We start from the raw sequence: 22,291 nt of genomic DNA, 5'->3' as shown, positions 1-22,291 counted from the left end.
AAACAATAATGTTTCAAACACTTTTCTCACAGCGGAAAGCTTCAGTTTATACTTGACTGATTTTAAAGTATAGAAAACTTTTATAAATTGCTCCAGAATATTTATTGAAAATACTATTCTACATTAAATTCTAACACTGATGCAAAGTTTCTCCTTATTCCACCAATTCCAACACAACCGTTTGGTAAGGGGTCAATTCGAGCACTTGGTCTCCTTCTTGGAATAATCCTGCTGTATTATTTAAAACGACTGTTTTAATCGGAGCTGGCAACTCCAAGGTGGCCTGGCGATTTTGGAAATTGCTGACAACCAAGAGACGCTTGTCCCCACGGCGTTCGAAGGCAATGATATTCTCACGGTCTCGATAAGCTGGGATCATATCCCCAAACCGAATGGTATTTCCATAAAGGGGATGGCGATACAAGGCTGTCAGCTGGCGGTAATAATTCAAGATGGAATTTGGATCCTTTTCCTGGTCTTCCACATTGATGGCAACATTTGGTTTGGGACTGATCAACCAGGCTGTTCCATCACTAAAGCCTAATCCTGGCTCTGCTGACCACTGCATCGGTGTCCGTGCATTATCCCGGCTATATTTGGCAATCGCTGCTAAGGCTTCTTCCTCGCTCAAGCCAGCTTCTTTCGCCACATGGTAGCCATTGATGGTCGCGATATCATCAAAGTCCTCCACCGATTCAAATACTTGGTTTTCCATTCCAATTTCTTGGCCTTGATAGATAAAAGGAATTCCCTTACGCAAGATTTGAATGGTTCCCAAGGCCTTTTTACTGGTATCGTTTACCGGACCTTCCGCAATATAATGGGACACTCCACGAGGTTCGTCGTGGTTTTCAATGATGGTCGATAGAAGCCCAATGCAATCCGCGCGCTCATGCGCTTGGAAAATACTTTCCTTGAGTTCATCTGCTGTTGGAAGACTATGGTCAAACCAGCCTTTTCCTTCCTGACCCAGCATGGTTTGTTTGAAATCAAAGATGGAAGAGAAGACACCATCTTTTCCAATGAAGAAATGCAATTCTTCGTCGGTTTCATTGAAAACTTCCCCTACTGTGAAGGCATTGTACTTGGCGAAGGTCCGCTCCTTTAACTCTCGCAGGAAAGGTTCAATCGGTTGCGCATTGACCAGAGACTCCGGTACTGGGACCAGGCCATTGTCACGATCGGACGGAAGCGAACGCCATTCTAAATCTTTTTTAATGTTGATAATAGCGTCGATCCGAAATCCCGCGATTCCCTTGTCCAACCACCAGTTGATCATCTTGTAAATCTCTTCGCGCAAGATAGGATTTTGCCAATTGAGATCTGGCTGATCCTTGTGGAAAGAATGGAGATAGTATTTATTAGTGCCAGGAACCGGTTCCCAAACACTGCCTCCAAAGTAACTTTCCCAGTTGTTGGGTTCCTTGTCACTTTCGATGAAATAAAAGTAATCCGCATAAGGGCCATCTGGATCCGCTAAAGCCTTTTGGAACCATTCGTGATGACTGGAGCAGTGGTTGACCACCAAGTCCATAATGATGGAAATGCCTCGCTTCTTGCCTTCAGCGATCAACTCTTCCATGTCTTCCATCGTTCCAAAAATAGGATCAATGGCATAATAATCGGAAATATCGTAACCCTGGTCAATAAACGGACTCTTGTAAATAGGGGATAACCAGAGAATATCAATCCCTAAGTCTTGAAGGTAATCTAGTTTCTCCGTGATGCCTTTTAAGTCCCCAACTCCATCACCATTGCTATCCTTAAAGCTTTTTGGGTAGATCTGATAAGCGACCTTCCCCTTCCACCAGTCTTTTTCCATGTTTTGTCTCCTTAAAACAAAAGAGACTGAGACATATCGTCTCAGTCTCTACAGTGTCAGTACGTATTAGTATACTGTTTTTTCAGTTTCTTTGTCGAAGAAGTGAGCTTTGTTCAAGTCAAATCCAAGTTCGATGGTTTCACCAGTTCCAAGGTAGTCACGTGCATCTACTTTAGCGATGAATTCGTTGTCACCAACTTGGCAGTACAAGTGAGATTCTGAACCAAGCAACTCAGATACAGAGATGGTTGCTTTCACGACTGATTCTGGGAATGTTTCAAGGAAAGCAGCTTCTGTATTCACGTCTTCTGGACGGATACCAAAGATCAATTCTTTACCATCATAGCCTTTTTCTTTCAAGACTTTCAAAGCACCTTCTGGAACTTTCAAGTTCAATCCATTGGCAACGATGTGTCCACCTTCCAATTTCACGTTAATGAAGTTCATGGCAGGGCTTCCGATGAATCCAGCTACGAATTTATTCACAGGGTTCTTATACACTTCTTGCGGAGTACCGATTTGTTCTACACGTCCGATAGTACCTGTACCAGCTGGGTTTTTAGTAGCAGACATAATAACGATACGGTCAGCCAATGTCATCGCTTCTGTTTGGTCGTGGGTTACGTAGATTGTTGTAGCTCCGATACGACGGTGGATTTTCGCAATTTCAGCACGCATGGATACACGAAGTTTAGCATCCAAGTTTGACAAAGGTTCGTCCATCAAGAACACTTTTGCATCACGGACAATGGCACGACCCATGGCCACACGTTGACGTTGACCACCAGAAAGGTCAGCTGGTTTACGATCCAAGAATTCTTTCAAGCCAAGGATTTCAGCTGCTTCTTGTACACGTTTGTCGATATCTTCCTTGCTGTATTTACGCAATTTCAAACCAAATGCCATGTTATCGTACACAGTCATGTGTGGGTAAAGAGCGTAGTTTTGGAATACCATGGCGATATCACGGTCTTTAGGTGCCACGTTGTTTACAACAGTGCCATCGATGGAACATTCACCTTCTGTGATGTCTTCAAGACCAGCGATCATACGAAGAGTCGTTGATTTACCACATCCTGAAGGACCTACGAAAACGATAAATTCTTTGTCTTTGATGTCCAAGTTGAAGTCTTCAACTGAGTAATGTTCGCTATTTGGATATTTTTTATAAATGTGACTAAGATTCAATTCTACCATGATGGTACTCCTTTGATTTTTATAGTTCTATTGTAAATGAAAACGTTTTACAAATCTATGGCAAGTCTCACAAAAAAGAAAAAGAGTTTTGTGCAAGTTGCACAAAACTCTGGATTGATTCCGTTTAAATCACATCTTGTAAGACCAAATGATAGCACAGGGCTAGATCTGTCAGATTTTTCAACTGAAGACCCGTCAACTCCTCCCACTTGTCAATCTTGTATTGGAGCGAATTGCGGTGGAGATAGAGTTGCTGGGCGGCCTTGGTGACGACTGCCCCATTGTCCCAAAGAGCAACAATGATGTCTTGCAATTGATCTTGACTTTCAATCAACTGATGCAAACTTGCCTTGATTGGAGTGAGATCCAAATCTGCCTGCTCGATTCCCCACAGATAGAGTTGAGAAAAGCGATAGACACCTTGATGGCCCTCTCGAATCCAAGCTCGAAAGACCGCCTGTTCTGCTCGGATGACAGGAGACACTTTCCCGTCTTTAGACTCGGTCCATACTTGCCCGACCAGGATAGATAAACGAATATTGAAGTCATACTCCATGGCAGAGACAGTATCTTTTAAGATATCGGCCACAGGTAAAGACCGGTCTTGGTCCAGAATGAGCACATAGTCCTGCCCACTCAGTTGCAAGGTTGCTCGGAAGTTGGGCAAGAGTGTCTGCATCATCTCTAACCAAGAAGCTGTCCCTTCCGCTGTTGAATGCGAGATGTGGCAATAGACGAGCTGCATTTTTTTGATGACTTGAGGGGCTTCTCCCTTTCCATCGATCAGGTACTGGTACCAAGGATTGGGGGCAACCTCTTCTTCACCGCCCAACCAGGAAATCAATTGTTTTTCTCGCTCGGTTAGTTCTTCTTCCTTCAACAGCAACCATTGATGAGCCTGAAGGGGAATGGCTACATAACCAGCTGGTGGATTGGCTTGATCCGTCACCTCTGCATGAGGAAACCACTCTCTGATATTTTTCACTGCTTTCTTCCTTCTTCTACTTGCTGGATGCACCAGTCAATCAGCTCTTCTAGACGAGAGAGCTCCCCCGTCATATGGAGATAGCCCATGACAGCCTCAAAGCCTGTCGACATCCGATAAGTCACGACATCCGCATTTTTAGCCTTGGTATGGCTATTGGTATTACGACCGCGCTTGTAGATCTCCAACTCTTTTTCTGTCAGAATTTCTTGCTCCAGCATGCTTTCAATCAAGCTGGCCTGAGCTCTAGCAGAGACATAGCGGGTGGCAGCCTGGTGAAGCTTATTGGGCTTGGTCATCCCTTGAAAAATCAGGTGTCTGCGAATATACATGGAATAAACCGCATCCCCTTCAAAGGCAAGGGCAATCCCATTAATCAGATTGACATCAATCACGTGTCCACCTTACACCTTCTTTTGTATCCAAGAGCTTGATTCCTTGCGCAGCCAATTCATCACGAATAGCATCTGCACGCGCAAAATCTTTCTTAGCACGCGCTTCCTGACGTTCAGCGATCAAGGCTTCAATATCTGCATCCAAGACTTCTTCGACAAAAACCACTCCAAAGACTTCTAACATCTTGGTCAAGGCATCCTTGACGTCTTGATTGTAGTGACCTGAATTGATCCATTTAGCCAATTCAAAGACGACAGTGATGCCGTTTGCCGCATTGATATCTTCATCCATAGCCGCGATAAACTTGTCCACAAAGCTTTGTAAGTCTGCTGGATCCACTTCTCCTGTGAACGGTTGCTCATAGGTATTTTTCAAATACTTGAGGTTGGTCTCCGCATCGCGCACTGCTTTTTCTGTGAAGTTAATGGGCTTGCGGTAGTGCTGGGTCGCAAAGAAGAAGCGAAGCACTTGGCCGTCGATAGTCTTCAATGCATCATGCACAGTGATAAAGTTGCCTAAGGACTTGGACATCTTGACATTATCAATATTGACAAAGCCATTGTGCATCCAGTAATTGGCAAAAGTCTTGCCTGTTTTAGCTTCAGACTGAGCAATTTCGTTGGTATGATGCGGAAACTCAAGGTCAGCTCCACCACCGTGGATATCAATAGTATCCCCTAAAATCCCCGTTGACATGACCGAACACTCGATGTGCCAACCCGGACGACCAGGTCCCCAAGGGCTGTCCCAAGAAATCTCACCTGGTTTGGCAGCTTTCCAAAGGGCAAAGTCGACTGGATTTTCCTTGCGAGCTGTTTCCTCATCTGTCCGACCAGAAGCTCCTAGCTCTAAGTCTTCTAGAGTTTTATTAGCCAACTTGGCATAGTTGTGGGATTTTTCCACACGGAAATAAACATCCCCTTGGCTCTCGTAGGCATAGCCTTTTTCGATCAAGTCAGCGACAAACCGGATGATGTCATCCATAAACTCGACCACACGAGGGTGGCGGGTTGCAGGTTTCACGCCAAGAGCTGTCACATCCTCACGGAAAGCCGCAATATACTTGTCTGCCACTTCCTGTGGCGTAATGCCTTCTTCTTTGGCACGGTTAATGATCTTATCATCCACATCTGTAAAGTTGGAAATGTAGGCAACTTCGTAGCCACGATACTCAAAGTAGCGACGAATCGTGTCAAAGGCCACTGTTGAGCGGGCATTCCCTACGTGGATATAGTTGTAAACCGTTGGCCCACAAACATACATGCGGACCTTTCCTTCCTCGATGGGGATAAATTCTCGCAAATCACGAGACATGGTATCATAAATTTTTAACACGCTTCATTTCCTTTCTGTTTCTACTCTTTTGGCTTCAAATAAACCACCTGAGTCTGTTTGACAAAGCCAATCTTTTCATACAAGCGTTTGGCACCTACATTGCTGTCTTCCACGGCAATCTGAAATGCCTTATCATTTTGCTCAATGACTTGGTTGACGAGGGATTTTGCCAGATAGCTTCCGTAACCTTGCCCACGATGGACTTCAGCAATCGCAAGTCCATAAAGGTAATTGCATTTTCCAGATACATCGACCGTACAAACGCCAATCACTTGACCTTCTTTGAGTAATATGTACAGCAGACTATCAGGATCCTTTAAAGCCTCTGAAATGTATCTGTGGCTCACTTCCGGTGCTTCCACTTCATCTGAAAAGGTTTGGTGGTGGAGCTGGGCAATGGCTTCAAGATAAGAAGGTTCTGCCAAGAGCACATCGACATCCGAACGGGAATCTAATGCATAAGCGGTTCGATCACGTCCTAACCAGGTTTCTGTCTCTTCATCCTCGTCCAGTCCCCAATTGCTGGCAAAATCAGGATGATTCTCTAAAAAAATACGTTCTGTCTGAAAAGTCACAGACTCAATTGGATAAGATGCCGTTTCTTTCTCAAAACTTCCATACAAAGCACGCGCAATTCCCTGACGACGATAATTAGGATGGACCAGGATCGCCACATCCACATCTTGATCATCCGCATAGACGGTTAATAGGCCAACAAGTTCACCTTTTTCATAATAAAGGAAAAAGGCCAGCATATCGGGGTCAAAATTGAGCATATTGGAGAGATAAGGATCCCGAAACGTTCCGTCATACTTCTGACAGATGGCAATAAGGGCCTTTGCTTCCAGTAGTTGGTGGTCATTCAATGTATTGGTTGATTGAATCACGTAGCGATCTCCTTACAAGCTCGAAGACCGATGGCTAGCTTCCTTAGCTTGCTCCAGCTTGTTCATGTAGTATTCGCGTTTTTCTTCTTCTTGGTGAATGACTGGTTCGTCTTTTCGACCGTGCACCCGCACAATCTTGGCTGGAACACCGACAACGGTCACATCACTTGGTACATCTGAGACGACGACAGCTCCCGCTCCGACTTTGGCCTTGGCTCCGATTTCCACCGGGCCGATGACTTGAGCATGGGCGGAGACCAAGGCTCCCTCACGTACCGTCGGATGGCGTTTGCCGACATCCTTTCCTGTTCCCCCAAGGGTCACCCCGTGGTAGAGCATGACGCCTTTTTCAACAATGGCTGTTTCCCCGATAACGAGGCCCGCTCCATGGTCGATGAAGACACCCGAAGCAATGGTCGCTCCTGGATGGATTTCGATCTGGGTCCAAAAGCGCCAGAACTGACTGTGCATCCGAGCTAGAAGCTTAAAGCCATGATTCCACAAAAAGTGAGAAACACGGTGAGCAGCTAACGCTTTAACGCCTGGATAGGTCAAGAGGACCTCCAGCGAGGTACGTGCTGCTGGGTCATTTTCTTTTACAATATCAATGGTTTCACGCCACCATCCCATACCGTGCTCCTCCTTTTCTAATGATTATTCTGAATCTTTTTGTGTAATGGTAAAGTCTTTTTTAGGTTTGTGGTCTTTATTGTGGTGACGAGGACGATCGCCGTGGCGAGGACCCTTTTCATCTTTTTCTTCTGAATGTTCAGGTTTTGGCGGACGTGGCAATAGTGCTTTCATAGAAGCATCGACACGACCTTTTTCGTCAATCTTGATAATCTTCACATCCACTTCATCGCCAATCGCTACCAAGTCTTCGACACGGTTGGTGCGCGTCCAAGCCATTTCAGAGATATGAACGAGGGCATCTGTCTTGTCAAAGAGGTTGACAAAGGCTCCGAATTTCTCGATCCGAACCACTTTGGCATGGTAGACTTCATCCACCTTCGCTTCACGCACCAAACCAGCAATGATTTCCTTAGCACGGTTAATCGCATCTTGATCGCTCGAGTAGATAGACACGTTTCCTTCTTCGTCGATATCAATCTTAACGCCTGTTTCAGCGATGATCTTATCGATGGTTTCTCCACCCTTACCGATGACAATCTTAATCTTGTCGACATCAATCTTGATGGTATCAATTTTTGGAGCAGTTGGTGCCAATTCTGGACGCACTTCTGGAATGGTTGCTTCAATCACGTCAAGGATTTCAAAACGAGCTTTCTTGGCTTGAGCAAGTGCTTCAGTCAAAATTTCTGCAGTGATCCCTTGGATCTTGATATCCATTTGAAGGGCGGTAATCCCATCACGTGTACCTGCAACCTTAAAGTCCATATCTCCAAAGTGGTCTTCCAAACCTTGGATATCTGTCAATACTGTATAGTTGTTTCCATCTGAGATCAGACCCATAGCAATACCAGCTACTGGCGCCTTGATTGGCACACCACCAGCCATAAGGGCAAGTGTTCCCGCACAGATAGATGCTTGAGATGAAGAACCATTTGATTCCAATACTTCTGCTACTAGACGAATGGCATATGGGAATTCTTCCAAGCTTGGCAAGACTTGAGCAAGGGCACGCTCACCAAGAGCACCGTGACCAATTTCACGACGACCAGGCGCACCGTAACGACCTGTTTCACCAACCGAGTATTGTGGGAAGTTATAGTGGTGCATAAAGCGTTTCTTGTACTCAGGATCCAAACCATCGATGATTTGCGTTTCACCCATTGGTGCCAAGGTCAAGACAGAAAGGGCTTGCGTTTGTCCACGCGTAAAGAGACCTGAACCGTGCACGCGAGGAAGGTAGTCCACTTGTGCATCCAAGGGACGGATTTCATCGACCTTACGACCATCCGGACGAACCTTGTCTTCTGTGATCAAACGGCGCACTTCTGCGTGTTCCATTTGTTCCAAGATTTCAGCCACGTCGCGCATGATGCGATCAAACTCTTCGTGGTCTGCATATTTTTCTTCGTAAACTGCTGTGACTTGGTCTTTAACAGCTTGAGTCGCAGCTTCACGCGCCAATTTTTCTTCAACTTGAACTGCTTTTTGAAGGTCGCTGTTATAAGCTGCGATAATTTCAGCCTGCAAGTCAGCATCTACATGAAGCAATTCAACTTCTGCTTTTTCTTTCCCAACTGCCGCAACGATTTCTTCTTGGAAAGCAATCAATTCTTTAACGGCTTCGTGCCCTTTGAGAAGAGCTTCCAACATGATTTCTTCTGATAATTCTTTGGCACCAGACTCTACCATGTTGATAGCGTGTTTGGTACCAGCTACTGTCAATTCAAGAAGCGAGCGCTCTGCTTGTTCTTGCGTTGGGTTGATGATGATTTCCCCGTCAACATAGCCTACTTGTACCCCAGCGATTGGTCCGTCAAACGGAATATCTGAGATAGAAAGTGCCAATGATGAACCAAACATGGCTGCCATTGGGGCAGAGGCATTTTCATCGTAAGAAAGGACTGTGTTGATGACTTGCACTTCGTTACGGAAACCTTCCGCAAACATTGGACGGATCGGACGGTCAATCAAACGCGCTGTCAAGGTCGCATCTGTAGAAGGACGACCTTCCCGTTTCATAAAGCCACCAGGAAACTTCCCAGCCGCATACATTTTTTCTTCGTAGTTGACTTGAAGTGGGAAGAAATCCCCAGTTGCCATTTTCTTAGACATGACAGCTGCCGTCAAGACAGTTGACTCACCATAACGCACGACAACAGAGCCATTTGCTTGCTTGGCAACCTGACCAGTCTCTACGATTAACTCACGACCCGCAAAAGTCGTTTGAAACACTTGTTTTGTCATTGTAATCCCCTTTGGATTGATAAAATTATACGACTTGCCTACAAAAATCAGGATACAAAGGGCGTGAAGAATCCCGTATGAAAATAGGAGATTGACGCAGTGTGCCACGCACACTAGGAAATCTATCTTTTTCACTAGGGATTTAGCCCGTGTTCAACTATCAAGATACTAAGCCGTTAAGCAACTCAAAGGAAAATAGGAAATCGAACGACGGAGCGAACGCTCCTAGGTAGATTTATCTTTTTCCACAGAGTTGTAGGCGGGTTCAATTACGCATGATAGCATTCGATTGACGCAGCCTATCTGTTTGTTATATCCTCATCTTTGTATCCAAGCACGTATACCTTTTATTTTAACATATTCAAGCCCAAAAGAAAAAGGCTTTGAGGGCCTTTTTCTGTGAATCTTCAGCAAGTTCTATATAAAAATTTTAGAGCTAGATATAGCTTTTGATTATTTTTACGATTTCACGAATTCAGTGCTGTCGACATAAAAGCGTGTTTTGTGGGTTCCACCCTTGTAGTTCTTGTTGTTGCGTTTCAAGACAAAACGTCTGTATGGATCGGAAGTGCCTTGGATAGTCGTTGTCACTTCAACTGAATCTTCATTGACCACCCATTCATCCGGTGAAGGAATTTCCATCGGTGGCATCGCTCCGCCACGACCACCAGCTACAATTTCGTAGAAGGCCTTGTCTTTTGTCGAATAGATCCAGCCGTCCTTCTTTTCGTTTGTCAGTTGGATCAGCTGGTCTTGTGACAGACTACGGATAGAGTCCGAGGTCTCTTCAGCATTCAATTTATTAATGACATCTTGCAAATTATAAGTTCCCGGCGTGTAGGTATTGTAGTAATCAATGAACATGTCTTGTGGGTAACCATCAACTGCACCGTGATCATTGTTCAACTCCAGCAAACGAGTCGGTTGCACCTGAAGTGAATAGGTCAAAGACGCACTGTTTTCAATGATCGAATAGATATCCGCTTGGTCTGCTTTTGATAAGGTCCCAATGGCTTCTTTATCATGTTCATCTGACTTAGCTTCTTCTGTTTGCTCTTTTTCTCGGGCTTTGTCAGATGATTTTTTGACCGATGAAGCCCCCACCGGGCTGTGCTTACGCTCATAGCGTTTTGGGGCGCAGGCTGCTAGGGAAATTACCGAACCAACTGTTAAGAATAAAATAATAAATTTTTTCACAATATCTCCTATTTTTTTATCCTAGTCTATCAAAGGAAATCTATTTACTCAGTATCAATGAAGAGACCACTAGCAAATATAATTTTTTGTTTTTCTAACCTTTTTTAGTCTTCCTTATAGAACAAGTCGCTTTGATCTGAAATAACATTCTGACCCCAATAAATAATATCCTTACTATTATCAACAGAAAAATTTCCATATTTTAATGATGCAGGAAACTCTTGACCTGCTGGGAAAAAACTCATTGCTGAAGCACCAGCTGGGGCAGTTGAATGAACACTACTACTTAAGTATCCAAATTCATGATTAAAGCGGTCTACAACCTGATCTGTTGGTGCACCATTTATCTTTGATATACCGTTATCATCAAATGTTACACTCATTCCTTTCCCATTTCTCCAGGTCCCTGCAATACTTGAAAAATCACCGTTCTGAATTTCTTGAATATTCATTCCGCTGCTTTTCTTACTTGAGCTCACTGATTTAGAACCATCCACCCGCGTTGTGAATTCAAGGGCGATCCAGCCTTGTCCAGATTCCAATTTGCCCCAAGTATGACCATCTGCCTCTACGGTTTCCGTAATGGTGTGAATTCCTTTTGCGATCATTCCTGCAGATGGAGCTGAGGTTGAGGGCTCTTTTCGAATACGGAGATCCGACACACTGACTTGCACTTGGAAGCTTTCCGATTTTTTCTCTTCGGCTTTAGCTGTTGATTTGGAATCCCCTGAACCATCAAATTTTTTCCAGTCTAGCTTACTGAGGTTCAACTTCTTAGCTGAAATCCCAAGAGCTTGCTCTGCTGTTTGGTTTCCACCAATTTGAATGGTTGCTTTCTTTTCTTCCTTGGCTTCCCCTTTTCCTAGCGAATAAAGGGTCAATTCCATTTCTGGATTAAGGGATTGCCAAGTGGCGTAGACGATTTGCCCATTGTCAAAAACATCTAAGCTGGAGCGATAGCCACCTGCAGAAGCTACATAGGCTACATGGAGCAAGGTTGGCTGGTTATCTTTCAAATAATACACAGCAGCAATCGTTTTGCCATCCCCTATCAGCAGTTCGTCATTACCATCACGATTAAGATCCTCAAAAGCATATTGCCACTCATTGGTACTCCCAAGTGTTTGAAGGTTAAAGACATACGCATATTCTTCTGAAGTTGCTTCGATCTTCTTCAGTTCATTTTGTAAAGCCGTTTGGTCCTTAGTATTAATGGCAACCGCATAAGACTTATAGCGATCTAATACCTCTTGATAGTGCTTTTGACCTGTATCCTTCTTCTCTTTTTTGACCGACGAAGAGCTTGCCGTTTTCGGTTTGCTTTGGCGTTCATAACGTTTGGGCGTGCAAGCTACTAGAGATAGCACGGATGCACCTGCTAATAGTGTAATCATAACCTTTTTCATAAAAAATTCCCCATTTAACTATCTTTTTCTTAAAATTATATCATTTTAGGCTGGGTTTCCCCAGCCTAAATAGAATTTTTATTTTGATTCGCGTTTGCGTTTCAATCCAACAAAACCTAGAGCTGCCATTGCTAGCCCCATAAGTCCAAGTGTACTTGTAGTTCCACCAGTTGATGGCAATTTCTTCATATTTGCTTGTTCTTCTTGAGCTGCAACTGGTGTGTTTGCACCAGGAGTTCCTGTTACGATTGGGACGATTGTCTTCATCACTTTGTTTTGAGTGGATTCATGACGAACTGGTTCGTTGTGACGAGTTTCTTCTTCGTGTTTGATACGTTCTTGTTCGAGACGAATTGCTTCTTCCAATTGTTTCGCTTTAACGAGTTTTTGATAAGCTTCGAAGACGCGAGTGTAATCTTCTTGAGCCACTTTCGCTTTTACTTTCAAAGCTTCAAGTTTTGCAACTTCTGTTTCAAGAGTTGCTTTAGCTTCAGCTGTTTTAGCTTTTGCTTCAGTTAGTGCTTTTTCAGCTTCAGCAAGTTTTGTAGGAGCATTCTTGAGCAATTCAAGATAATCTTTTGCGTCTTGTACGGCTTGTTCTGCTGATTTGACAGCTTGTTTAGCACGTTCAACTTTAGCTTTAGCTTCAGTTGTTGCAAGACCTTTTGCTTTCAAATCGTTTTCAGCGTCGATTGCTGTTTTAAGAGCAAGTTTAAGATCTTCTTCTTGAGCAACCAATTTAGCTTTAGCGTCTTTTAAATCAGATTCGCGTTGTGCACGAACTTGTTGCAAGTTTGCAAGATTTGATTTAGCTGTTGCAAGTTCATCTTTAGCTGTTTCAAGAGCTTTTGCAGTTTCAACTACTTTAGCTTGAGCTGCTGGAGTTTGTTCTTTGACCGCAAGCGCGTCATCGTATGCTTTTTGAGCTTTAGCAATAGCATTTTGAGCAGCGTTCAATTTTGTTTGAGCGTCAACTTGAGCTGATTTTGCAGAAGCAAGATCATTTTCAGCAGATTTAACGGCTTTATCCGCTGCTATTTTCTTATCTTTTGCTGCCTGAAGTGCTTGTTCTTTCTCTGCAATCGAAGAAGTAAGGGAGGATTTGTATTCAGCATCAGTACTAATATAGTCTGCCTTATCTTCGTTCATAGCACGGCTTGTTGACAAAATGTGAACCGCACCAGAACTTATACCGATACCAATACCAGTTCCTTGAAGTGTGATTAAATGTTTTGTGTGACCGTTAGATTGGTCACCATCGGCAAACATCATTTTACGGATTGCGCTCGCAATGTCTTGTTTGATATTTAACATAGTGTATCCGTCAAAGTTTTCTTTATGCCATTCTGGTAAAAGTCCCCCAAGAGATTCTCCCGCACCGTATTGTCCAAGAATTGAAGATAGGTGTTCCCAATTTTTAAGAAAATTAAACTTATCTGGTGTCCCTCCATTATCCGCATAGAACTTAGAATATCCATGAGCGATAGTGTCAGCCATTTCTTGACCACCTACTGTCAATTGAAGAGGTTCTATTGTTTTACCTGGTTCGCGTTTAGACCAATATTGTTGGTTAAGGTCATTCAACATTTGAGCCGTAAATTCAGCAAGTTCTTTACGTTGAGCTGATGTAAGATTTGCAAGATCGACGACTTCTTTATTAGAGCCAATGCCTGTTTGGCTATAAGCATCCCAGTCGATTTCTGGTTGCAATTTCATGAACTCATCTTGATGAGCGATGAACCAATCGTAATCTTTGATATCGTGTTTTGCGTATTCGGCAGGAATGACGATTTTGCGGAGAGCTTCATCTTGTTGCAATTTAGCGACTTTTTCTTGATAAGCCGCGTTTGCTTCGTCAAGTGCTTTTTGAGCTTCATCGACTTCAGATTGAGCGACACCTGCTTTAGCTTTTGTTTCAGCGAGAGCTTTTTCTTTTGCTTTTACGTTAGCTTTTGCATCAGCGAGACCTTGTTCAAGCGCAGGAACGTTCTTTTCAGTGCGTTCTTTATCGAGAGCTGATTTTGTTTCATCAATTTTAGCTTGACGAGATGCGTCGAAGTCTTTTGCGCGAGTCAATTCGTCTTGAGCTGCTTTATTCACAGACTCAGCATCTTTCACTTTATTCCCCGCAATCGTCACTGTTTCTTGTGCTCTGGTCAATGTTGTTTCATTTAGAGCTTGTTCTGCCTTCTTAACTTCTTCCTTGGCTGATGCGACTTTTGCTTTTTCATCTTCTACTTTTTTAGTAGCTTCTTCATAAGTTTTTTCTGATTCAGCTTCTGCTGTCTCAGCTGATTTCACACCTTCTTCAGCCGTTTTTACACTTTCTTCAGCTGATTTTACCCCAGCCTCTTTTGTTTTAATGGCTTCTTCAGCTTTGGCAATATTTTCAGGGGTTGCTTCCTTCGCAACTTCTTTTGTTTTTTCATAGGTTGCTGCAGCCGTTTCTTCAGCAGCTTCAGCTTCTTTAGCCTTTTGATCTGCCACACTGACAACCTTTTCTTGTTCCGTTACTTGTTTAGCCGTTTCATCAGCTTTCTCTCTTGCTGTATCGACTACCTCTTTTGTAACCTCAGCAGTCTTATCGATATTTGAAGTAGTTACCGGTGTTTCTGTATGCGGTTGAGCAACTGTCGTTTCCTCAGCTTGTACAACTGAAGTTACAGCAGTTGCAGCAATAATAGTAGCACCGATAGCAATACTTTTCTTTGTTGATTTATTCATAATTATATCCCTTCTATTTACTTTCCTACCTATATTTTCCGGATTTTTTATCTTCCATAACGAATATTCTCAAGTTCACTTGCTACAGCACGTGATGCAGCAGCCGCTTCTTGTGTTTCTGCAATTTGTCTTGCACTTAAAATATTTGCATGTTCTTGAAGCTTGATCATTCGTTCTTGATTAATAATCTGCTCTTTCTCAAGTTCAATCATCTCTGCCTCAAACGCTCGACGTGCTTCACGGTCTAAATATGTATCATATAAATTAATCGCTTCTTTTATATTATCTGCTTTAAAGTTATTAAACGCGTGAATTAGATAATTCACTGCATCTAGTGCGTAATAATCCTTAGGGTACCATCCTTGACCAATTGCTACAGCTTGATTCCGGAAATTTTCCATCAAACGTCCCTCTTGCTGATAGGCCAATTCTAATCGTTGATTTTCTGCAACCACTGCTTGGTAATCTCTTAAATGCTGTTCATTTTTATTACGAATACCTTTATTCACAAACGCAATCATTAATTCCAGCTTATTTTGAATGATGAAATAGGTGGCTACAATTGACACTCCAAGTAGAATTAATGTTATAGGATTAGGAGTCAAAAGTAAACGTAGAGGGAATACAAGTAGGATCCCTCCCATAATCAGTGTCGCTGGATAAATCCAACTATCCTTTGAACCTTTCATACGACGAAACAATAAAAATAAAAATCCTGATAAGAACAAAACTTCAAAGATAATATCACCGATTAATCGATTCACAGCACCAAGTAAGATGACATACAATAAATCCCCTAATAGTATCGAAATACTTGAAAATACCATAATTGAAAAAGCAAGCTTGAGGGATTTATGAGACAATGTGTTATCGTTATATTCATCTTGTTGAATCAATTTGGCTGTTCTCATTTGATTAACAAGTGTAACTTGACGTGAACGAGCTTGAATAAATCCCAATATATTCTCACGAATGAGTTCTAATTTAGAGACAATTTCTTCTCTTGTTTCCATTAATAACCTCCTCTATCACTAATTAGCAACATTTTACTAAAATTTTGAATATAAGAATTGCCACAAAAAATTATTAAACAATCCTTATATTCTTTAGAGCCATTAGTGTTGAGTATTGCATGAAATGCAATACTCTGATGTACTTAGTATATCAGCGAAATTCTAATCCATGCCTTACCTAAATATAGTGGTTAGACTTAAGTTTTTTAATCTTAACTTTTTTCCAGCTCTTTTCAAGATTTTTACACAAGCATTTTCCCCTCTCCCTCTATGTTTCTGTCCTTTTTTCTGCTATACTTAAGGAAGAACACCGATCAAAAGGAGAACACTATGGAATTAAAAAAACGTTCTGAATTTCCCGAGAACGAACTCTGGGACCTCACAGCCCTCTACCAAGACCAGGAAGACTTCTTGCGCGCCATTGAAAAAACACGTGAAGAAATCAATGAATTTGTCCGCAACTACAAGGGCAACCTCCACACTTTTGAAGACTTTGAAGCTGCCTTTGCGGTCTTTGAACAGATTCAGATCCAACTCAGCCACATTGGCAACTACAGCTTTATGCCACAAACCACTGACTTTGGCGACGAAGCTTTTGCGGAAATTGCCCAAGCAGGGATGGATTTCGAAACTTGGGCTAGCGTTGAACTTTCCTTCTTTGATGATGCTTTGGTAGAAGCGGATGAAGAAGTACTCGAACGCCTGGGGCAACTCCCTCACCTCACTTTTGCTATTCGTCAGGCTAAAATCAAAAAAGCTCACTACTTAGGAGCTGATGTCGAAAAAACATTGACCAACTTGGGGGAAGTCTTCTACGGACCTCAAGACATCTACACCAAGATGCGGGCAGGCGACTTTGAAATGGCTGATTTCGAAGTGGATGGAAAAGTCTACAAAAATAGTTTTGTCACCTATGAAAACTTCTACCAAAACCATGAGAATGCGGAAGTTCGTGAAAAAGCCTTTCGTTCTTTCTCAGAAGGTCTCCGCAAGCACCAAAACACGGCTGCTGCTACCTATCTAGCTCAAGTCAAGTCTGAAAAACTGATTGCAGATATGCGGGGCTACGACTCTGTCTTTGACTATCTCTTGGCTGAGCAGGAAGTAGATCGTGCCATGTTTGACCGTCAGATTGACCTGATCATGAAGGACTTCGCTCCGGTCGCTCAAAAATTCCTCAAACACGTGGCCAAGGTCAACGGCCTTGAGAAAATGACCTTTGCTGATTGGAAGTTGGATTTGGACAGCGCACTCAACCCAGATGTCACCATTGATGACGCTTATGATTTGGTCATGAAATCTGTAGCACCTCTTGGGGAAGAATACTCCCGCGAAATTGCCCGCTACCAAACTGAACGCTGGGTTGACTTTGCGGCCAATGAAGGCAAGGATTCCGGTGGTTATGCAGCCGACCCATACCGCGTCCATCCTTATGTCCTCATGAGCTGGACAGGACGGATGAGCGATGTTTATACCCTGATCCACGAGATCGGACACTCTGGTCAATTTATCTTCTCAGATAACAACCAAAGCTACTTCAACGCCCACATGTCGACCTACTATGTGGAAGCTCCTTCTACCTTTAACGAGCTCCTCCTCAGCGACTACTTGGAACACCAGTTTGACGATCCTCGTCAAAAACGCTTTGCCCTAGCTCACCGCTTGACAGATACCTACTTCCACAACTTCATCACCCACTTGCTGGAAGCAGCCTTCCAACGCAAGGTCTACACCTTGATCGAAGAAGGTGGTACCTTCGGCGCTAGCAAGCTCAATAGCATTATGAAGGAAGTCTTGACCGAATTCTGGGGAGACGCCGTTGAAATCGATGACGACGCGGCTTTGACCTGGATGCGCCAAAGCCACTACTACATGGGGCTATACAGCTATACCTACTCAGCTGGCCTAGTTATCTCAACAGCCGGTTACCTGCATTTGAAGAACTCCGAAAACGGAGCCAAAGATTGGCTGGACCTTCTCAAATCAGGCGGCAGCAAGACCCCACTTGAATCAGCTATGATTATCGGAGCAGATATCTCAACCGACAAACCACTCCGCGATACCATCCAATTCCTTTCAGACACTGTCGATCAAATTATTGCTTACAGTGCAGAATTGGGAGAATAAAATTCAAAAAAAGCTAAAGAAGGTTCATTCTTCTTTAGCTTTTTTGCTTTTTAACTCAACTCCGCCACAATGGCCTTAATTTGTGCTGCGGTATGCACTCCTGCTACTTGTTTAACAACCTGTCCATCTTTTTTAAAGAGCAAGGTTGGGATAGACATAATACCGAAAGCACGTGCTGTTTCTGGATTTTCGTCCACATCCATTTTTAGGATTTTTAACTCATCTTCCGAAAGCTCTTCCGATAATTTTTCTAAAATAGGAGCTTGCATGCGACATGGACCACACCAGGTTGCCCAAAAGTCTACCAAGACCAAACCTTCTTTTGTTTCTGCTTCAAATGTTGCGTCTGTAATTGCTTTTGTCATTTTCTTTCTCCTTTAGTTTTGGTACTGCGTCAAATCTTGCTTCATCAAATAGAAGAAGACATCTCCGTAAGTCCCTTGGTAATCCAATTCATGCCCATTATAGGTCAGTTTCACAACAGGATAAAAATCTGCTACCCCAATCAAGCAGGCTTGTTGGGAGCGTTCAAACTCTTCGTAGGAATCAAAATGCATGACTCTTTCTTGTTTTGCACCGTCTAGATATGTAATATCAATCATAGCAATAACCTCTATTTCTTATGATGTATCAATTGTAACTCTAGATATTACATCTGTCAAACAAAACGACTTCCTCAGAATGATGGATCTCGTTCAATAACAAAAAGACAACAAAAAAGCCCTCTGAATTCAGAGGGCTGTTTTGAGCTCGGGCTAAAATCCTAGTGAAAACAAAAAATCTCCCCGAAGGGAGATAGATCTGGTCTATTTTACCTTACGATGCTAGGAACCGTAGCCTAAGATTATACTCGAGTATATCGAGGCAAGGTGACAACGCAGCGTAAGTGAAAAATAGAGCAGATTAACGACGAAGTCCAAGAGAGTTGATCAACTCACGGTAACGGTTAACGTCGTTTGTACGAAGGTAAGCCAACAAGTTACGACGGCGACCGATTTTCTTCATCAAACCACGGTAAGTAGCGTGGTCTTTTTTGTGTTGTTTGATGTGTTCGTTCAAGTGGTTGATTTCCCAAGTAAGGACAGCAACTTGTACTTCTACTGAACCAGTGTCACCTTCGTGACGTGCGTATTGTGCAATGATTTCATTTTTTTTCTCTTTTGAGATTGCCATGATAAGCTCCTTTTCTTTATGCTCTATCCGAGTGGCAGGTTTGGCATATCCTGCTACCAAGAAAGAGTTAGTTGTCTATTCGACCTTCTTATTCTACCAAGATTTCATCTTTCTGTCAAACACTTATGTTTCCTTTGAGAGGAGCTTTTCTCTTTTCTAAAAAGAACCTTGGGAATTTGGACGGTTTGATGGATCATTCTTCAAGTAACTTATTCAAAAAGACAAATATCTCTAGGATATTTGCCTTTTTTCGGTATGAAGCTTATTTCTCTTTCCGTTTACCACGCAAGAGCAAAGCCAAAGCAAAAATTGCTAAGAGGGCACCGAGTATGGTCAACCCGTAAGCAACAACTTCACCAGTTGATGGAAGAATTTTTTTCTTTCCTTCTTTTGGTGTAGTTGGAATTTCTGGTTTTTCCGGTGTGCTTGGCGGCGTTGTTGGTGGGGTTGTTGGTGGTGTCGTCGGTGGAGTTGTTGGCGGTGTCGTTGGCGGTGTGCTTGGTGGTGTGGTAGGAGGTGTTGTTGGTGGTGTATGACGATTGGTTACCGTGAAACCATCAATGTTGCTTGTATAACCTGCTACTGGATCTTCTGTAATCGTGTAGGCAATCTTCTTACCTTCCTTGTATACAGGTAGATCTGTAAAGCTTGCCTGCCAATTATCAGTAGCTGTGATTTCTTTTACAGCTACTTCTTGACCATCCGCAAGGAGACGAACTGTGATTTTTTCAGGACGAAGACCATCTTTATTGTCTGCATCATCCCAGATCTTCTTGACCGCTACTTCCGTTACTTCTGGTGTGCGGCTATTGGTGATCACTACATTTCCCTTGTTACTGTCATCGACCGTACTAGTATAGCCTTTGACTATCCCAACTTCTTTCACTTGGTACTGGATCTCTTTGCCTTTCGCTTTTAGAGGCAAATTGCTAAAGGTATGGGTCCAGTTATTTTTATCAGAAAGTTCCACTTCTTTTCCTTGAGCTTTGCCATCTGCATAGAGCTGTACCTTAATGGCGCTTGGACGTTTGCCATCTTGGTCATTGTTGTCTTCCCAACGTTTTGTAACAGTGACGCTGGTTTTACCTGGCTTGTAGCTATTGATAATGGTTGTTCCATCAATCGCAGCAGAGTAATTGGCTACTGTGTCTTCTGTGACTGTGTAGACAATTTGTTTACCGTGATTGTATTTTGGAAGATTAGTAAAGACTGTCTTCCAATCAGTCGCTGCACTTAGCTCTTGGCTAGCTACTTCTGTACCATCTGCAAGGAGACGAACAGTAACCTTGTCAGGACGAACGCCATCTTGGTTGTCATTGTCCTTCCAAACTTTCGTTACTGGAATTTCAACAACTTCTGGTGTACGAGTGTTGGTAATATTGGTTCCTTCGATAGTTGTTTCATAACCTTCAACAGGTTCTTCTGAAACAGTATAAGCAATAATATTGCCAGCATCATCGACCACATCGAGATTATCAAAATGATAAGCCCAAGTTCCTGCTGCATCTGGTTTCACTTCTTTAGAAGCGACTTTGACACCATTTGCTAGGAGATTGACTGTGATTTTTGATGGACGCTTGCCATCTTGGTTGTCATTGTCATTCCATGTCTTTTGGCCAGAGACACTTGTTTTTTCTTTTTGGTTCACAACATCACGAGAAATCGCAAGGTCATTTCCAAAATCATCCTTGCTAATCTTGATAGGTTCTTCAGAGAGAACATAGCCTGTTGGAGCTTGAATTTCTTGAACCGTATAAGCCTGTTTGATCAAGCCCGTAATGGTGCCAACACCATTCTCATCTGTCGTAATGGTTCCCACTTGCTCACCTGTATCATCTGCTGTCACAGCAAAGACGGCACCGGCAAGCGCTTGACCATTTTCACCTTTTTTATGAATGGTGAAGGAGTACTTCTCACCATTGAAGTCTCCATCAAGGAACTGATACAGAATGTCTGCTACCTTATTTTGCTCCTTGATTTCTGTAGCTGTCATGCTAGCATTGTTTTTATAGGATGTATTGATGGCTGGGACCTTGTCCAAATAGACATCATAGCGAATCGTCATTCCTTGTTCAGGAGCTAGATCGCCAATATGAACTGTTAGAGAACGACCATCAGCGCTGACAACAGGGGAATAATTCTTGGTGACGTTTGTGGTATTTTTTAAATGATAAGCGCCATCTTCATCACTAACCTGCCAAGTTCCTGTATGGATGTTGACAGAATCTGCTTTGATCTTACCATCTGTAAAGGCCAATTGGTCTTTAATGTCAATATTATGAAGGGCTGTGTGGCCTTGATTGATGTTCAAGGTATAGGTCAATTTTAATTTATCATCTGAGTTGGTCCACCCCCACTTGCTAAAGACTTCTGGAGTAGGAGGATTCTCACCTGGATTGACCCCTTTGTAATCGATATTCCCACCCGAAATCACTTTCTTATCGATCGTAAGAGTAAAATTAAGTGTCTTTTGTCCTTTGACGACTTGGTGGTCTACACGCGCAAAGAAACGCAGTTTCCCTGTCACATTGGCCATTCTTTCAGGATAGTCTGTGTAGGTTACCGTGATGACCTTTCTTTGATCGTCTACCGTTGCTGTCGCAACTTTTTGACCACTTGGATCCAGCAGGTCAATGGTGTCCGTTTCAAAGACTTTAAAATCATTTCCAAGTTCGATAACGGTCTGATCTCCCTTTTTTACACGACCATTTGGCAACACAAAGTTTGCTTCAACTTGAAAACTCTCCCAAACACCGAGTGGATCTGTAATCGCTCCACCAGTTGATTTCGAGATGTTTACAGATGTCACAACATCATTGATCGTATCTGCATGGACTTTAGCTGGACTATTGGGTTTGGCAAATCCTAAAGCCGCTAGTAAAAATAGGGCAACTGTTGTCACAACAGAATAGAGCCACTTTTTCATAAACGATTTTTCTCCTTTTTCTACGTTTACTAGATAAGGTATGTGAGTAGAAAAATTATCACTACATATTGTGAATTTATACACAACCTATCTTGCTTCATTATAATCGATTTACTTTGAGAAGACAAGCTAATATATATGCTTTTTGTATTTTAAGTACAATTTTTTGAAACAAAGAAAAAATAGAGAGTAGGACAGAAATCGGTAATTCGTTAGAATTCGATTT

17 protein-coding genes are annotated in these 22,291 nt (G+C 42.8%); 1 reads left to right on the top strand and 16 read right to left on the bottom strand.

All coding sequences use genetic code 11. The features are described 5' to 3' along the window. Positions 1 to 154: 154 nt before the first annotated feature. From HMPREF3002_RS02440 to HMPREF3002_RS02385, 12 genes are all read right to left on the bottom strand, one after another. On the bottom strand, positions 155 to 1,822 hold the full coding sequence (locus tag HMPREF3002_RS02440; protein ID WP_070665132.1) for an alpha-glucosidase: 1,668 nt from the start codon (positions 1,820 to 1,822) through the stop codon (positions 155 to 157). A gap of 66 nt (positions 1,823 to 1,888) precedes the next feature. Then, the gene (locus tag HMPREF3002_RS02435; RefSeq protein ID WP_003010064.1) at positions 1,889 to 3,019 is read right to left on the bottom strand and encodes an ABC transporter ATP-binding protein; all 1,131 of its coding nucleotides are present in this window, start codon (positions 3,017 to 3,019) and stop codon (positions 1,889 to 1,891) included. 124 nt (positions 3,020 to 3,143) lie between these two features. After that, entirely contained in the window at positions 3,144 to 4,004 is an 861-nt protein-coding gene (locus HMPREF3002_RS02430) for a helix-turn-helix domain-containing protein (protein WP_070665130.1), read from the bottom strand. Next, positions 4,001 to 4,399, bottom strand: a complete 399-nt coding sequence (locus tag HMPREF3002_RS02425; RefSeq protein WP_003004765.1) for a Mini-ribonuclease 3 — start codon at positions 4,397 to 4,399, stop codon at positions 4,001 to 4,003. Before HMPREF3002_RS02425 ends, HMPREF3002_RS02430 begins: the two co-directional genes overlap by 4 nt. Then, positions 4,392 to 5,735, bottom strand: coding sequence for a cysteine--tRNA ligase (gene cysS / locus HMPREF3002_RS02420; RefSeq protein WP_070665128.1), 1,344 nt, complete (start codon positions 5,733 to 5,735; stop codon positions 4,392 to 4,394). The genes HMPREF3002_RS02425 and cysS overlap by 8 nt, the downstream gene beginning before the upstream one ends. A 20-nt stretch (positions 5,736 to 5,755) precedes the next feature. Next, positions 5,756 to 6,622: a GNAT family N-acetyltransferase gene (locus HMPREF3002_RS02415; RefSeq protein ID WP_070665126.1), complete on the bottom strand. Its 867-nt coding sequence runs from the start codon at positions 6,620 to 6,622 to the stop codon at positions 5,756 to 5,758. A 12-nt stretch (positions 6,623 to 6,634) separates the two neighbouring features. Beyond that, complete coding sequence (gene cysE, locus HMPREF3002_RS02410) at positions 6,635 to 7,252, bottom strand: serine O-acetyltransferase (RefSeq protein ID WP_070665124.1); 618 nt, start codon at positions 7,250 to 7,252, stop codon at positions 6,635 to 6,637. A gap of 24 nt (positions 7,253 to 7,276) precedes the next feature. Further along, positions 7,277 to 9,499, bottom strand: a complete 2,223-nt coding sequence (pnp, locus tag HMPREF3002_RS02405; protein WP_070665122.1) for a polyribonucleotide nucleotidyltransferase — start codon at positions 9,497 to 9,499, stop codon at positions 7,277 to 7,279. 459 nt (positions 9,500 to 9,958) lie between these two features. Continuing rightward, positions 9,959 to 10,696 carry a hypothetical protein gene (locus HMPREF3002_RS02400; RefSeq protein ID WP_070665120.1) on the bottom strand — a complete coding sequence of 246 codons (738 nt, stop codon included), beginning with the start codon at positions 10,694 to 10,696 and terminating at the stop codon, positions 9,959 to 9,961. A gap of 104 nt (positions 10,697 to 10,800) precedes the next feature. Next, positions 10,801 to 12,102, bottom strand: a complete 1,302-nt coding sequence (locus HMPREF3002_RS02395) for a DUF6287 domain-containing protein (protein ID WP_070665119.1) — start codon at positions 12,100 to 12,102, stop codon at positions 10,801 to 10,803. Positions 12,103 to 12,180: 78 nt separating this feature from the next. After that, positions 12,181 to 14,826 (bottom strand): SEC10/PgrA surface exclusion domain-containing protein, encoded by a 2,646-nt coding sequence (locus HMPREF3002_RS02390; protein ID WP_070665118.1) that lies wholly within the window; start codon positions 14,824 to 14,826, stop codon positions 12,181 to 12,183. A gap of 47 nt (positions 14,827 to 14,873) precedes the next feature. Beyond that, entirely contained in the window at positions 14,874 to 15,839 is a 966-nt protein-coding gene (locus HMPREF3002_RS02385) for a hypothetical protein (protein ID WP_049483820.1), read from the bottom strand. 330 nt (positions 15,840 to 16,169) lie between these two features. Between HMPREF3002_RS02385 and pepF the strand changes: the two genes are divergently transcribed. Beyond that, positions 16,170 to 17,966 carry an oligoendopeptidase F gene (pepF, locus tag HMPREF3002_RS02380; RefSeq protein ID WP_041818432.1) on the top strand — a complete coding sequence of 599 codons (1,797 nt, stop codon included), beginning with the start codon at positions 16,170 to 16,172 and terminating at the stop codon, positions 17,964 to 17,966. Between the two features lie 50 nt (positions 17,967 to 18,016). On the opposite strand, the gene trxA is transcribed toward pepF, so the two are convergent. From trxA to HMPREF3002_RS02360, 4 genes are all read right to left on the bottom strand, one after another. Continuing rightward, complete coding sequence (gene trxA, locus HMPREF3002_RS02375) at positions 18,017 to 18,331, bottom strand: thioredoxin (protein WP_070665117.1); 315 nt, start codon at positions 18,329 to 18,331, stop codon at positions 18,017 to 18,019. 12 nt (positions 18,332 to 18,343) lie between these two features. After that, positions 18,344 to 18,568, bottom strand: coding sequence for a DUF4649 family protein (locus tag HMPREF3002_RS02370; protein ID WP_003004724.1), 225 nt, complete (start codon positions 18,566 to 18,568; stop codon positions 18,344 to 18,346). A 301-nt stretch (positions 18,569 to 18,869) separates the two neighbouring features. Next, the gene (rpsO, locus tag HMPREF3002_RS02365; RefSeq protein WP_003004251.1) at positions 18,870 to 19,139 is read right to left on the bottom strand and encodes a 30S ribosomal protein S15; all 270 of its coding nucleotides are present in this window, start codon (positions 19,137 to 19,139) and stop codon (positions 18,870 to 18,872) included. A gap of 262 nt (positions 19,140 to 19,401) precedes the next feature. Beyond that, complete coding sequence (locus tag HMPREF3002_RS02360; RefSeq protein WP_070665116.1) at positions 19,402 to 22,065, bottom strand: Cna B-type domain-containing protein; 2,664 nt, start codon at positions 22,063 to 22,065, stop codon at positions 19,402 to 19,404. Between the last annotated feature and the right edge of the window lie 226 nt (positions 22,066 to 22,291).

The sequence above is a fragment of the Streptococcus sp. HMSC065E03 genome (assembly GCF_001815045.1).
Lineage (GTDB): Bacteria > Bacillota > Bacilli > Lactobacillales > Streptococcaceae > Streptococcus > Streptococcus parasanguinis_AD.
This window is presented reverse-complemented; position numbering and strand designations above follow the sequence as displayed.

Coding starts and splice junctions, on each gene's coding strand:
- HMPREF3002_RS02440 (WP_070665132.1), bottom strand. CDS start 1,822: ATGGAAAAAGACTGGTGGAAGGGGAAGGTCGCTTATCAGATCTACCCA.
- HMPREF3002_RS02435 (WP_003010064.1), bottom strand. CDS start 3,019: ATGGTAGAATTGAATCTTAGTCACATTTATAAAAAATATCCAAATAGC.
- cysE (WP_070665124.1), bottom strand. CDS start 7,252: ATGGGATGGTGGCGTGAAACCATTGATATTGTAAAAGAAAATGACCCA.
- pnp (WP_070665122.1), bottom strand. CDS start 9,499: ATGACAAAACAAGTGTTTCAAACGACTTTTGCGGGTCGTGAGTTAATC.
- HMPREF3002_RS02395 (WP_070665119.1), bottom strand. CDS start 12,102: ATGAAAAAGGTTATGATTACACTATTAGCAGGTGCATCCGTGCTATCT.
- HMPREF3002_RS02390 (WP_070665118.1), bottom strand. CDS start 14,826: ATGAATAAATCAACAAAGAAAAGTATTGCTATCGGTGCTACTATTATT.
- HMPREF3002_RS02385 (WP_049483820.1), bottom strand. CDS start 15,839: ATGGAAACAAGAGAAGAAATTGTCTCTAAATTAGAACTCATTCGTGAG.
- pepF (WP_041818432.1), top strand. CDS start 16,170: ATGGAATTAAAAAAACGTTCTGAATTTCCCGAGAACGAACTCTGGGAC.
- trxA (WP_070665117.1), bottom strand. CDS start 18,331: ATGACAAAAGCAATTACAGACGCAACATTTGAAGCAGAAACAAAAGAA.
- HMPREF3002_RS02370 (WP_003004724.1), bottom strand. CDS start 18,568: ATGATTGATATTACATATCTAGACGGTGCAAAACAAGAAAGAGTCATG.
- rpsO (WP_003004251.1), bottom strand. CDS start 19,139: ATGGCAATCTCAAAAGAGAAAAAAAATGAAATCATTGCACAATACGCA.
- HMPREF3002_RS02360 (WP_070665116.1), bottom strand. CDS start 22,065: ATGAAAAAGTGGCTCTATTCTGTTGTGACAACAGTTGCCCTATTTTTA.